The 13,560-nt window shown below is 58.8% G+C and carries 9 protein-coding genes; 5 read left to right on the top strand and 4 right to left on the bottom strand.

Features of this window, described 5'->3' with window-relative positions; all coding sequences use genetic code 11:
* Positions 1 to 458: 458 nt before the first annotated feature.
* Positions 459 to 2,753, bottom strand: coding sequence for a diguanylate cyclase (locus MP439_06060; protein MCI2975625.1), 2,295 nt, complete (start codon positions 2,751 to 2,753; stop codon positions 459 to 461).
* A gap of 575 nt (positions 2,754 to 3,328) precedes the next feature.
* Between MP439_06060 and MP439_06055 the strand changes: the two genes are divergently transcribed.
* Both MP439_06055 and trpD read left to right on the top strand, forming a co-directional pair.
* Positions 3,329 to 5,992, top strand: coding sequence for an EAL domain-containing protein (locus MP439_06055; GenBank protein ID MCI2975624.1), 2,664 nt, complete (start codon positions 3,329 to 3,331; stop codon positions 5,990 to 5,992).
* A 9-nt stretch (positions 5,993 to 6,001) separates the two neighbouring features.
* Complete coding sequence (trpD, locus tag MP439_06050; protein ID MCI2975623.1) at positions 6,002 to 7,162, top strand: anthranilate phosphoribosyltransferase; 1,161 nt, start codon at positions 6,002 to 6,004, stop codon at positions 7,160 to 7,162.
* A 607-nt stretch (positions 7,163 to 7,769) separates the two neighbouring features.
* Here trpD and MP439_06045 read toward each other — a convergent pair.
* Entirely contained in the window at positions 7,770 to 8,432 is a 663-nt protein-coding gene (locus tag MP439_06045; protein ID MCI2975622.1) for a hypothetical protein, read from the bottom strand.
* A gap of 58 nt (positions 8,433 to 8,490) precedes the next feature.
* Here MP439_06045 and MP439_06040 point away from each other — a divergent pair, with 58 nt between their 5' ends.
* Together MP439_06040 and MP439_06035 are read left to right on the top strand one after the other, a co-directional pair.
* Positions 8,491 to 9,021, top strand: a complete 531-nt coding sequence (locus MP439_06040) for a hypothetical protein (GenBank protein MCI2975621.1) — start codon at positions 8,491 to 8,493, stop codon at positions 9,019 to 9,021.
* Entirely contained in the window at positions 9,018 to 9,404 is a 387-nt protein-coding gene (locus MP439_06035; protein MCI2975620.1) for a hypothetical protein, read from the top strand. Before MP439_06040 ends, MP439_06035 begins: the two co-directional genes overlap by 4 nt.
* 493 nt (positions 9,405 to 9,897) lie before the next feature.
* Here MP439_06035 and MP439_06030 read toward each other — a convergent pair whose 3' ends face one another.
* The gene (locus MP439_06030) at positions 9,898 to 10,968 is read right to left on the bottom strand and encodes an aminotransferase class V-fold PLP-dependent enzyme (GenBank protein ID MCI2975619.1); all 1,071 of its coding nucleotides are present in this window, start codon (positions 10,966 to 10,968) and stop codon (positions 9,898 to 9,900) included.
* Between the two features lie 539 nt (positions 10,969 to 11,507).
* Positions 11,508 to 12,437, bottom strand: coding sequence for a mycothiol synthase (gene mshD, locus MP439_06025; protein MCI2975618.1), 930 nt, complete (start codon positions 12,435 to 12,437; stop codon positions 11,508 to 11,510).
* 44 nt (positions 12,438 to 12,481) lie between these two features.
* On the opposite strand from mshD, the gene nth reads away from it, so the two are divergent.
* The gene (gene nth / locus MP439_06020; protein ID MCI2975617.1) at positions 12,482 to 13,126 is read left to right on the top strand and encodes an endonuclease III; all 645 of its coding nucleotides are present in this window, start codon (positions 12,482 to 12,484) and stop codon (positions 13,124 to 13,126) included.
* Positions 13,127 to 13,560: the final 434 nt, after the last annotated feature.

Genomic DNA, 13,560 nt, shown 5'->3' with positions numbered 1-13,560 from the left:
AAGAGCACTTCACCACACTTCTCCTCGGTTCCAAACTGACGGGAGAACTCCTAAAAACTCAAACCCTTGAGCCGACCGATTCCACTCATACCCTCAAGAGGTGCTCTAGCTGTGACAAACATCTGGCGGTGTAGTACCCAGCTGGATATGCAGATCACCCAATAGGTACTAACTTTGTTATTGAGACATTATGGTTAGCTATGCTGAAGAGTAGTCAGTTTGGCCGTACCAGTAGCGTCCCCCTGCGTGCAAGCAGTTGTCTGGTGGTGCCGACGGATCCAAGTTGGCGTGTCTCTGTCTGTGGCACCGCTTGTGGTGGGTGGAGCATAGTTGCTGATCGGCGGCACCGGTAGGCCTCGCTCACCTGTCAATCGACACCTATCACCGTCGGTGGCGTCAACTGAGATCCCGTAGACGCCTGGGCGCATGGTTGAGTTTCGATGTTGGCGTGTCGTTGGTCAGCTCCGCACCAACACATCGGGCAACAGTTCGCGAAGCCGTGGGGACGTCAGGAGGTTGAGAAACCGTTGGTTGGGGTGGAGAAAAGCAACATCAACGTTCATCGCCCGGACAAAGGCCGTGAGGCCAAAGCTGAGTTTTTGCGTGGGTGGTCGGTCGACCCACCCGGCCACATCGATCTGAGCCTGATCTGGGCGGAGGTAGCTGAGGTGGGCGACCTCGCCGCCTTCCCCTGAGGCCCAGCGCAGGGCGATGCTGATACCAAGCGCCCGGGCTCGTCGCACGAGCACCAGGGCCTCTTCGAGGGCTTGGTCGGTCACCAGCTCCCCAGAGCGCAGGACGATCTGAACGTTGTCAGGCTTGACGAGCTTGGCTCGGCTCAGGCGCTCAAGCCGTTCGATAAAGCGATTTGTGGGTGCTAATGGCGAGATACCGATGCGGCCCACGGTGGGTTCTCGTCTCAGCAGGTGGTGCAAGAGGAGCCAGTTGTATTCGCTTTGGAGATGGTTGCGCATCGCGTAGTCACGGGGCGTCTCAGGAATCGAGTCGCTCCATGTCAGTGTGAGGTCGCTGCCGAAGATGCGATTGTCATGAACCCTGAGCCAGGGTATCTCGAGGGCGACGACCTGGTTGGCGTCGCGATCTCGGAGAAAGTCAAAGGCATTGGGGTCCACGAGTTGTGGCTCGCCCAGGAACGGCTCGTCCTCACCTCGTGCAAGGTGCAGTGCTTGCCCCTCACGCTTGGCCTCGTACATCGCGTGATCGGCTCGGCCAAGGAGTGCGTCGAGGCTGCCGGTGTAGGTCTCGAGTGCGGCGCCCATCGAGACTGAGATGGCGAGCTGACGATCACCGACGTCGATGGGCTGCGTGGTGATGGCACCCACAATACGTTGGGCTACGCGTTTGAGATTGTGAAAGTTGGCGTCGACGGGGGCGACGACCACAAACTCGTCGCCGCCAACCCTGGCAACGACGTCGTTGGGTTTGGTGGCGTTGACGAGCCGCTGGGCGACGGCGGTGATGACCCGGTCGCCTCCTTGGTGGCCAAGGAGATCGTTGATGACTTTGAATCGGTCGATGTCGAGGAACAACACCATGGCCGAAGCTTCGACGAGATGGCGAACACCTTCGGCTAGACCATTGCGGTTGAGAATGCCGGTTAGCGGATCATGGCTGGCGTGCCATCGCCACTCCTCGAGTTCAAAATGGGATCGGCTCGTATCGACCAGGGTGACGAGATAGCGATAGCCATGTGCGCCGTCGACACGTCGGACGGCGATTGAAGCTGGTTGTGGCTTGCCGCTTGGTTTTCTCAGGATGGTGTTGGTCATCAGCCATGGTGTCGGTGACGTTCCGAGTGAGAGCAAAAAGTCACCAAACTGTTCCGAGATCGCGTTCGATCGAGATTGGATGAGTTCACCCGGTGTGTGTCCGAGGAGATGGGCTGCTTGTCGGTTGGCGAAGACGATCGTTGAGTCTTCGGTGAGGCCGAGGACCCCGATATCCAGATTCGAGATAATTGTCGTCACGATAGAGTCTTGCTTTGCCCACTGCCGTTGATGTTGGACGAGGCTCAGACCTGTGACGTAGATGCGTAGACAGTCTTGGACGATTGCGAGGGTTGCCTGGTTGAACGTCGCCTCGTTGGTGGTCCACACTGTGATGGCTTGAGCACTTGCTTGGTCGACGGCGGCGACGGCGGCGATGACTGGCTGGCCATGGTCACTGATGACGACGCCGCGAGCCGGAAGGTCATTGAAGTACAGTGATTGGCGAACTTGCGCGACCCAGGTGGCAACCGGGGTATTTGAGGGTGGTTCGTTGAGGGAAAAGACGGCAACGTTCTCCGGAAAGAGGCGGCCAATGATGGCCTCGGTCACTTGCTGCCACCCAATGCTGTCGTAGTCGAGGGTGAGCAAGGCCATGATCATCTCATTGGTGGCGCGAATCGAAAGGAGCGCTGTTTTTGCCTTGCGCTCATGGTTCAATTGGTGCGAAAGCAGGCCATAGGCGTTGACGAATGCCTGAGCAAGCCTGGTTTGAAGGTCATCGAGATTGGCGGAGCCTTCGGCAAATCCTGGAGCCAGCAGCTGACAACCACGGAGACGATTAGTGGCTGACGATGTGAGTTCAGTCGTCGCCGATGATAGGGCCGGTGTAGCCTGGTCCAGAAAGATGGCACCCTCAAAGTGTTCGTTTGCAAGCCTGGTGAGCCGCTCGATGCGCATTTCGAGGGGCTCTTGGGATGCGATGATTGCGGAGATCTCGCGGAAGGCGATGCTGGTGTCAGCCACGTCAGTCATTCTCGGAGTACGCAAGCATAGTTGGTACCAACCTACACTCCCTATGTCGTCGAATGTCCCCAAGTCCAGCAACAACGGTATCTGGCTGTGGTAGCCACCGCAGGTCGGCTGCGATCAACATTTGTTGAATCAGTTCTTACGAAATATGGGTCCCTCGCACACCTAAAGTGATATTTGTTGCTAGGATCAGAGCCGTGGTGGGTTTCAATACGAAGGTCTGTTTGCATGCATGGGATGTGACGGATGTTCGTTAGTGGGGATCGTGATCGTGGTGATTCGGTATTGGGGGCTGTTTCGGCTGTGCGTAGGGGAGATGCTCCTTGGCCAGTTGGCGTCCGCAGTGGGTGCGTCGAGCGCACCGATGCAAGGTGTGTTGGTCATCCGTTGTTGATGAAGGTAATGGCCAGAGGGTGTGAGCAACGGCTGCCCCGTGGTGCGTGGCATTTAGTAGATTGGCGCGCAGCTGATTGGAGCTTGGCTCCCTGGCCCCGGTTGGCTGCAGATGTGGTTGTCACCTTTGCCGAAGCTATGCAATCATCGCCTGCCTTTGACGGGAGGCGTCGCGCGTGAAGACGAACGCCAATCACTCTCAAGTCGTTGGCGTATCCTCTCATCGTCTGGTCGACGAAGTCGAGTCAAAGGCGGCATTGCTGCGTCAGGTATCGGCGATCCTCGCTGGAAATGTCGGGTCTCACGCCACCCTGGGGGAACTGCTTAAGCTACTGGAGACCCACTTTGGTGTCGCAATTGCGGTCCTTGAGATCGAGGAAGCCTTTCATCGTTTGCGACCCCTTGTACCGGACTCGATTGCCGGTTTTGCCGATTATGTCGGTCTCGAAGTTGACCCCTACGTTCCAGGTACGATGCCTTGGTGCGAGCGGCGGGTGCTCGGTACCGAGTTGACGTTGCTGAGGCTCGAGGAGCACCTGCTCCTCGGCGTGATCGACCCTGACCGCCTCGGGACAAAGGACTACGAACTGCTCGAACAGGTCCTCCCGGCGCTTCGGGTGGCGAGTCAGAGCTATCGACAGGAGCGTTCGAGCCGATGGCTCCATCGACGTGTTCGGGCCAACCAACGTCTTCTCGATGGATTGGTGAGCGCTCGCGAGACTGCGATCCCATGGACGGCGATCGCTCGAGAGGCCAGGGTCCTGACTGGGGCGCGCAGTGCCCTTGTGCTCGAGGTCGGCACTCACAACATGACGGTGATGGCGGCTATCGGGGACACGCTGCGAAAACCTGGTGATCTCATCGATCGCACCACTGGTCTGCTGGCGTGGGTTGCCAACAGCGGTGAGTCCGTGCTCATCGGATCACTCGCCGATCGGACGAGTACGAATACGCAAGCCTTGTTGACCATTCGAGGTGAGAGCCAACATGATTCGGCAGTCGTCGGCCCGATCTTTGACTTAACCGATTCCTTGGTGGCTATCGTGGCAATTTTTAGCCCGGAGCCTTATCGATTTTCTTTGCGTGACCTTCAGGTGGTTCGAGAACTCGCACGCTTTGGCGGGGTTGTTGCAGCCCAACGAAGGACGCTCAACTTTGTTGCAAGCGGGCGCGAGCGCAGCGATTTGGCCGCCGAGGTGCTTGAACTGATGCCTGATGGAGTGGCGATCCTTGACGACCAGGAGATCATCACGTTGCACAATCGAGCCTTCGCCGAGCTCCATGGTGCAGGTGGGGTAGTATCGCTGCGCGGTACCAACGTCGCTGACTTTGAGGGTCAGCGGTTGCGCCAAGTTCTGAACCAGGATGTGCTTGTCCAGGAGGAGGAGCGTCGACGCCTTGATGGATCGACCTTTGTGGCCGAGTCGTATCGCCGTCGATTTGTCGATTCGGCCTCCGGTATCACCGGTGTCCTACTGGCCATCCGTGATATTCAGGAACGAACTGTTGAGCGCCAGCGGGTCCGCCAACTGGCGCACATGGATCCATTGACCGGACTCAACAACCGTGCTGGCTTCTTTGATCTTGCTACGCAGTATATGAAATCAGACGACGAGGTGCTCGTTGGCTTGCTGTTTATCGACGTGGATGGGCTCAAGGTTGTCAACGATCAGTTTGGGCACGCCATCGGCGATCGGGTGCTGGCCGAGGTGGCCAACCGCATTCGCAAAAGCATGCGACCCCTCGACGTGATCGGCCGCATTGGAGGAGATGAGTTTGCGGTGCTCATCGTCGACCTCGAGGCACCACGGGTTGCCAGACAGGTGGCCGATCGTCTCGCAGCTGCGATATCGTCACAGCCTGTCGCCGTAGGGACGGTTGAGCTACGGGTGACGGCGGCGGTAGGTATCGCGACCGGCACGACATCGACGGTCGACCTTGATCAACTGATGTCGATCGCCGATTCGGCGATGTACCACGACAAGTTCTCACGGCGCCGCCCAGACCTGATGAACCTGTATCGAGGAACGCGCGATGCCGTCGAGATCGGTCTCGGGCCAGACCTCGTGCGGGTCCTGCGTGGCGACGAACGCGGTGGCGCCCTGTTGCTGCGTTTCCAGCCGATCTTTGATGCCACAAGTCGATCTATCACCGCAGTCGAGGCGCTTGTACGCTGGCAGCATCCGAGTGAGGGGTTGCTGTTGCCCGGTCGCTTCCTCTCGCTTGCCTTGCAGTACCGTCTCATGGATCAACTAGATGCCTTTGTGCGGGCTGAGGCGATGGCGCGCTTTGCTCGCTGGCGCGAAGCTGGCCTTGGCACCAACATGCGATTGTCCATCAACTTAAGTGGCGTCAATGCCGCTGAGAGTCGTACCGTGCGTGACTTTTGCCAGCTGGTGGACCGGTTTGGGATCCCCAGTGACGCGATCGTGATCGAACTCACCGAGACAGAGCTTTCGGATCTGTTGATCGATCGGATTGCTCGGGTGATGCGTCGGCTCAAGGCCGAGGGCTTCAAGATTGCGTTGGATGATTTCGGGGTTGGAACGTCGTCATTTCGGCACCTGCAGATCATCCCGGTTGACATCGTCAAGATCGATCGTCAGTTCGTTAAGGATCTTGGCTCTGGTGACGATCGTGGGCTGGTGGCGGGATTGGCCGCGCTTGCTGGGGAGCTCGATATCGAGGTGGTCGCAGAGGGAGTTGGCGATCAGGCCTGCCTCGATGTCCTGATCGAGCTTGGTGTCCCTGAGGTGCAAGGCTTTCATCTTGCTCGACCGCTGCGTGAGGCTGCACTCCTGAAGCTATTAGAGAAAGAGGAACACACCGGGCTCGGCTAGCATGGCTAAATGCCCCAGTCAGCCTCTCCGGATTCTGTCGTACCCGCGGCCCGCGTCGATCACCATGGTGATGATGCCCCCTTGCCAAAGACGGTTGTAGAGAGCCGCCCATCACCGGTACCAGCCACCGGATCACCCATGTGGGCCGACCTTTTGGCTTTACTGATGCGTGGGGGCTATCTCACCGAGGATGAGGCGAGTCGTGTGCTCATGAGTTTCTTCACCGACGAGGTGCCCGCGCCAGTGGTGGCATCGGTGCTCGTCCTCATGCGCCGACGGGAGGAGTCGGTCGACGAACTCGTTGGTTTCGCCAAAGCGATGGCGGCCAAGATGTTGGTCGTCCCCATCGATGGTGAGGTGCTCGATACCTGTGGGACGGGAGGCGATCGGCACGGGACCATCAACGTCTCCACGGCCGCTGGACTGGTGGCGAGCGCAGCAGGCGCCCGGGTGCTCAAGCATGGTGGCCGAGCGGCTAGCTCGAAGACAGGTTCAGCTGATGTGCTTGAGCATCTTGGCATCGATATCGAACTCGATCCAAAAGGAGTGGCACAGATGGTGCAGACGTCGAGATTCGGCTTTGCACTGGCGACTCGCTTTCATCCAGCGATGGCCGCTGTCGCGCCGGTTCGCCGGGCGTTGGGGATCCCAACGGCCTTCAATTTTCTCGGGCCCTTGGTCAATCCGGGCCGAGCAAAGTACCAGCTGGTTGGCGTCTTTGACCGCCGGTTGGCACCGTCGATGGCCGAGGTGCTCAGAGCCCAGGGATCGGAGCACGCCTTGGTCGTCTCGGGAGACGATGGCATGGATGAGGTAAGTCTTAGCACTCCGACGATGGTGTGGGAGGTACGGAGGGATCGCGAGGTGACCTGCTATGAGATCTCCCCAGGTGACTTCGGCCTCCCGACGGCATCGCTCGCACAGCTACAGGGTGGCGACGCTACCGAGAATGCCGACGTGCTGCGATCCATCCTCGCCGGGGCGATCACCGATGCCAGGCGGGATCTGGTTGCGCTCAATGCTGGTGCGGCCTTGTACGCTGGCGACAAGGTTGGCTCCATTGCTGAGGGAGTTGCCAGTGCGATGGAATCGCTTACCAGTGGTCAGGCAGGTGTTTATCTCGATGAACTCGTCGCATCACAGCCTCGCCACAAAGCAAAAGGGCACTGACGTAGCCCGCAGTCCTGGGTGATCCCAGGCGATCCGGTAAGGACGTGCCCTGCCCTCAACTCCACACTCAGCCCTGCCCAGCCCAGACTGACCTAGCCCAGACCACATGGACGAAGGCCACAGGCGACGTCCTGGCGCATCGGTGTCTAACCTGCTGAGTCTTTGAGCGTTGATCAGCGATCTTGTTGGTTCCTGACTGGCCGGTTGCTGCTTGCTGCGTGTTGGTTCGATGGGCCCCAGAGTCGGTGTCTGGCACGCCGTAGCCAGTGCGTGCAAGCGACGTTTTCTGTCGACGCAATGTGTATGTGGGCCCATGGCATCCTCTCGATTCGTGTAGGAGGATAAGTCGATGCTGATCTTCGATTACGAAGTGACAACCGGCGCCATGTCGCAGGCGGTTGGTAGGTTGGCGATGCCAACGTTTTTCGATGCCCACGTTTGATGATGTCGCCGGATTGTCGTGGCAAGGTCAAAGCTGTGTGTGCGGACCGGGGCGCGCTGTCGGCACTTGGTGTTGGTACCGTCGTGTTGTGTGCGTCCTTGGTCGAATTGGGTTGTGGAGTCGTTGGATGCTGGTGGCATGAGCTAAATCAACTGGGCCAGCGATTCAACTGGTGCGCTCGATGAGCGGTACGCGGCCCTGTGAGGTTGTCCTTGCCTTTCGTGGAGCCGACCAGCGCTGGAGATCCTCAAGCGTCGCGATGCCGAGCGAGCCCAGACGTTCGATCAATGCGTGAAGGAGGGCAGTCGTGGTAACGACGTCGGCGAGTGCACGATGGCTGGGTGAGCGCAGCTGCAGGTAGTGAGCTAAGGTAGCAAGCTTGAAGTTGTCGACTTCGTCTCGTAGAAGTCGACGCGCCAGTAGCAAGGTGTCAACGGCGTGATTGTCGATCGATTGCCCGAGACCTCGCGTGCATGCTGCATTGAGGAAGCCAAGGTCGAATCGAAGGTTGTGTCCTACGATGACGGCGTCGCCGAGAAAGACCCGAAAGGCATCGAGGACGTTGGCCTCAAACGGGGCGCACCTACGCATGCGATCATCGATGCCGGTGAGGCTGACGATGAAGCCGGGAATCGGATCATCACCCCAGACCAGCGAGCGAAAGTGCCCCAATACCTCCCCGCCACGGACCTTGAGCGCGGCGACTTCGGTGAGACGATGAGCGTACGGAGAGGCTCCGGTCGTTTCAGTGTCGACGACGACAAAGGTCACCTGCCGAAGGTCCTGAGGCACGCCATCGGTGACGTGAGTGACCACTGAACGATCCATAGTCAGCCAGCCTAGGCCGAGTTCACGACACGTTCGTTTACGGGGTAGAATCCATGGCGTGGATAAATCATTGGACCAAGCACACGCGGTTCGCCTCTATCGCCGTGTTCTCTGGGTTCGCCTGCTGTTCGCGGTTGGCATTGGTGCTTTTTTCGGAGGGATGGTGTCGCTCCCGCTAGTGTTGGTCGGTCTCACCGAAGCGTCGGCGCTCGGGGTTGGGGCGGGTCTCGGTCTCGTCTTGGGCGTCATCGTGGTTGTTGCCTCTCGGGTCCAGCGTTCCAGTGAAGCCCCATCAGCGTGTGGAGCACAGTGTTCGAACTGCGCCGCTGCTGGCACCCAGGGCTGCCTTGCTGGTTTTGATCGAGATCTTGAGGGACGCATCGCCGCCTATGATGCTGATCGTCTCAAGCAGCTGGGCTTTCGCATGCGTGGAGTTCTCGTTCTCCCGATATTGCTCGGAATTCTCGATGTCGTGGTGCTTTCGCGGAGCGCTGGAGTTGGGCCGCTCATGTTTGCACTCATCGCTTTTGTCGCAGCGATGTTGGCGATGGCGTTGATGGGCTCGTGGTCGGTGAGCCGTTCGTCGTGACTCGGGTTCGCACCGCTGTGGCTGTTGCTGGCGGTGTGGTCGTGGTTGCCTGGTTGGCACTCGAAGCTTGGACCCATACCTTTACGCGAGACGCTGAGGTGATCACCGGTGTGGCCATCGTCGTGTTCTTCCTGGTCGCTGCGCCAAGGGTATTGCATGAACGCGTCCGTCCATTCGACATCAAGGGTGTCACGATCTGGGGCGTCGCGGCGTTGGTGGTGGTGGGCGTTGAGTTGTTCGATCTCTTTGCCGGTCCTCGGTCGCAATATCCGACGATCTCTTCGATGACGAATACGTTGGTCGGCCAGACACCTCTTGGGCGGGTGATTCTTGCTCTGGTCTGGCTTGTGCTTGGTGCTTGGTTGGTACTATGCGGGTCGTGAGTTTGGTGCTCTGGCTCGTGGTGGCGGTTGGGCTCGTGGTGACCTCGTTCAGCGCTCATTGGCACCATCATCGGCTCACCCAGGTCGTGGCTGCCATTCGTTCGCGTCGGGTAGGTGCTTTGTTGCTCGGGCTTGGTTGGGCATGGGTCGGTTGGCACTTCCTCGTTCGATAGCGGTGCATTGTTGTAGCCCACGATCGCTCACCAGGGACGCCAAATCCAGCGGGCCGTCGTGTACCAAGCTGGAACTGCTTCAGCGGTCATGGCAGCCACCACTGATGCAGGGTGATCGACATCCCTTGGTACCGACATGAGTGGTACCGACATGAGTCTCAGCCGATGTTTGGTCGCGGGAACACTTTGGTGAGCCACCATCGCCCACGAGCCCCTCAAAGCGGGCCGGATTATGGGCGCCACCAAGTTCTGCTTCTCATGACGAGGTCGTGACTGGCCATCGTTGTGTTTTTGATCGTATGGGATTTCGTTGTGCTCATCTAGGCCGACGCTATGACATGTGGTCGTAGCGTCGCCGCAGCGCGCTCGACGTCGTCGGAGGTGTTGTACAGGTGGAATGACACGCGGAGGCGGCCATCGCGAACCGAGACGGCAAAAGGTATTGTGTCAGGGATGAAGTCGGGTTGAACCGCAAGTGAGACGATCGCCGAAGGTCTCGTTGGTAAGGGCTGTCCTAAAATGGTGAGGAACCGTGTCGCGAGTGCGGTGTCATGGGCGTGAATGGCGTCGACGCCGATCGAGTTTATTAGCGTCAGTGACTGCACAGCACCAACCCACGACAGCCATGCCGGTGATGGGTCGAGCCCTCTTGCGGTCGTTGCCAGCCGTAGGGGAGGGCCATAGAACGACTGGCTGATGTTCTCGCCGCCGTACCAGTTGGCATACAGTGGGGTGATCATCCGTCGGAGCCGGTCGGAAAGGGCCATGTAGGCCGCGCCACGCGGTGATAGGAGCCACTTGTATCCGGAGCAGACGAGCGCATCTAAACCATCGAAGTGCAGCGGGAGCCAGCCGGCGGCTTGGGTCGCATCCACGGCCAGCAGTGCGCCGACTTCATTTGTTCGAGTTCGGATTGCATCGAGGTCACAGACTTGCCCGGTGGCGCTCTGCACTGCCGATAGCGAAACGAGGGTGGTCGATTCGTCGATGGCATCAAGGAGGTCCTCCTCGGCGACGGTGATGACCTCGACTCCTCGCTCCTTTTGCACCAGATAGGGGAACAGGTTCGAGGTGAACTCGATGCTAGGGGTTACGATCCTAGCTCCTTGGGGTAGGGAGTGTGCGATGAGGGCGACCAGGACCGATGTGGAAGGACCGGTAACGACCTGGTCGGGCGCCGCTCCAACCATGGCCCCAAAGAGTGCACGAGCGACATCGGTCTGTGTAAGCCAGTCGTTAAACCAGTTCACCTCTCCGCAGGCCCAAGCATCAACGGCCCTGTGGAGGGCATCTGCGGTAACTTTGGGTAACAAACCAATGCTGGCAGTATCGAGAAAATCACGGTGGCTCGTAAAGTGCTGGCCGAAGTCTGACTCGTTGGCGATGTGCATTACAAGAACTCCTTTGTTCCTAAAGCTGTAGTTGTCGTTTCGGCGTCGTCAAAGTATCGTGTCGTGTCGTTGCTGTCTGGGTCGTGGCTACCTATGTGACGCTTCGGGAGTGCTGTAGGGGCCGATCGCTTGGTTGTCCAGCCGACGGCTCAGCTTATCGGCTCTTAGCGCCGCTTGCTGTTGTGATCGTCGGGGCACTAGGCAAAGAGCCCGCTGGTGGCCAAGGTGAGGCATTGGTTGGATCTGGAACCGAGACAAGGTGCGGCTAGTGGTGTCAGGATGGTGTCGAAGTAGCCACGTATTACCCGCCATCGGCACAGAAAGAGAAGACACAGCCAGCTAGCGGGCAGACCGATTGCGATACCGCAAGCGCCGACACTGTCCGCCAATGCGCGTGATTGGATTACTAATCGTGTCCTTACGCGTGGCTGGGGATCAACCTGTCTGATAGTATTGTTGCTTCCACTTGCGCGGACTCTGAGCAACGAGACTGGATCAATCGGGCCAGGATTAATCGGGCCAGGATTAATCGGTCCTGATCAGTCGCTCGCTTGGTCAAGGTCTGATGCGCTAAGGACGTAGCGGCGATCGCAGTGGTCGGCTAGGAAGCCAAAGCGTTGGTACAGGGATTGGGCTCCCTGGTTGGTTCGCTCAACGTAGAGCATGATGGAGGGAAGCCGGCACACATCGCCGAGGTAGTGCATGCCTTCGGCCAGCAACACACGACCGAGCCCCTTGCCAGCCGAATCGGGGTCGACCGCGATCACATAGATCTCGCCGATCTTGGGGTGAGCGTCGTGATGGATCTTGGTCCAACAAAATCCCTCGATTCGATCGTGATCGCCAATGATAAAGAAGCCTGCGGGGTCGAACCACGGTTCGCGCTCGCGTTCTTGGAGGGTCTCGAGGTCCCAGTCACCTTGATCGGGGTGCCACTCGAAGGCTCGGTTGTTGACGTTGAGCCAAGCCGACTCGTCTACGCCTGGGGCAAAGTTGCGAATTGTGACCGAAGGGTCTGGTCGATACTCGGTGTACGGGAGCGTGCGGCGCATTTGGATGACCTCGCGGTCCGAGCGGAAGCCAAAGTTGCGATACAGTCGGTCTCGCTCCTCGGTTGGATTGGGAATCCATAGGCTCACTCTGGGTGTGAGATAGGTCACAGCATCGGCTAGCGCACGTTGCAGGAGTTCTCCGACCACGAGCGTGTACTCATAGCTCGGGCGAATCGCGAGCTCAAACTCGACTCCCTTGTTCGTTTGGCTGCGGGTCAAAATACCGGCCACGACCTGGGTATCGACGTCGAGCGCCATCAAGCTGGTGAGGTTTTGGGCATTACAGTTGGTCAGGTTAATCCAACGATGGTCGGCAAGAGCTCGATGATGCTCCACGGCCTCGACCTCTTGAGCAAGCGAGATGATTGAGGGCAGATAGAGATCGGAATTGATTGTGCGTACATCGAGTTGAGCCATGTTACTAGGCTAATTTGCGCATGGGTCGGGGAAGGCGTTCGTTAATGGGAAGACAACAGATAGAGCAGATTGTCAGGGAGCTCGAGGTGCTCTATCCAGGTGATGCAAAGAGTCTATGTGCACTGAATTTCAAGAGTCCATTCCAACTATTGGTGGCGACGGTCCTCTCGGCCCAGACGACCGATGTGGTCGTCAACTCGGTGACCCAAGCGCTCTTTGCCAGATACCCGACGCCTGAAGATCTTGCAGCCGCTGCGATCGAGGACGTCGCTCATCTGGTGTATTCGACGGGGTTTTACCGCACCAAGGCCACCCATGTCGTGCAGCTTGCCGATGAGATTGTCAAGCGGTACCAAGGACAGGTGCCCGAATCGTTGGAGGAGCTCATCACGCTCCCTGGCGTTGGGCGCAAAACGGCAAACGTCGTTCGTTCGGTGTATTTTGGTAAACCCGGACTTCCGGTGGACACCCATGTCCTGCGGCTCTCAAACCGGTTGGGGCTTTCAACCTCACCCTCGCCCGAGGTGGTCGAAGCCGAGCTTTGCGAGCTGCTGCCGGCCAGCCGTTGGGGAGCGTTCTCGCTGCAGCTTATTTTGCACGGTAGGCGCATCTGTCGTGCTCGAACGCCATCGTGTTTTCGTTGTGAGCTCGCTGCCTACTGTGATTTTGCCCCCGAGTCAATGAAGTGAGTGATCGCACTGGTGATAGGAACGCGCTGAGCATACAGACGCGTCGCGTTGCTGACGTGATTCTGGCGACTAGCTAGCCAATGGGTCCAGCGAGAGCTCGCCAGTGTTGGCTTGTCGTTAAGAACGATGGACCCATCTGACCACGATGGTGGCGCTGGTCTTGGGCCGTGGTGAGCGCTCAGGTGTCAGGCGTCGCCGCCGTGAGCAATACGTGTCCTCGCCGGTCAATCACGACCGTCGTCGCCTTCCTACCTATTGGCGCGAGCGTGGTTGATGGCGTTGGGTACACCGGCTCATGGCATGGTGCGTACCAGAGCCTTGTCGCACGGTATTGCCACACTGCAGTGGAATGCCATGCTGTAGTGGCGCGCGCTCTCGAAGGGTGGGGGCGTGTGGCAAAGCCCATGACACGATGGCTGACCGAACTGCATCGG

The sequence above is a fragment of the Ferrimicrobium sp. genome (assembly GCA_022690815.1).
GTDB lineage: Bacteria > Actinomycetota > Acidimicrobiia > Acidimicrobiales > Acidimicrobiaceae > Ferrimicrobium.
This window is presented reverse-complemented; position numbering and strand designations above follow the sequence as displayed.

Bases quoted from the DNA above. Each gene is read 5' to 3' on its own strand.
- trpD (MCI2975623.1), top strand. From the start codon at position 6,002: ATGCCCCAGTCAGCCTCTCCGGATTCTGTCGTACCCGCGGCCCGCGTC.
- MP439_06045 (MCI2975622.1), bottom strand. From the start codon at position 8,432: ATGGATCGTTCAGTGGTCACTCACGTCACCGATGGCGTGCCTCAGGAC.
- MP439_06030 (MCI2975619.1), bottom strand. From the start codon at position 10,968: ATGCACATCGCCAACGAGTCAGACTTCGGCCAGCACTTTACGAGCCAC.
- mshD (MCI2975618.1), bottom strand. From the start codon at position 12,437: ATGGCTCAACTCGATGTACGCACAATCAATTCCGATCTCTATCTGCCC.
- nth (MCI2975617.1), top strand. From the start codon at position 12,482: ATGGGAAGACAACAGATAGAGCAGATTGTCAGGGAGCTCGAGGTGCTC.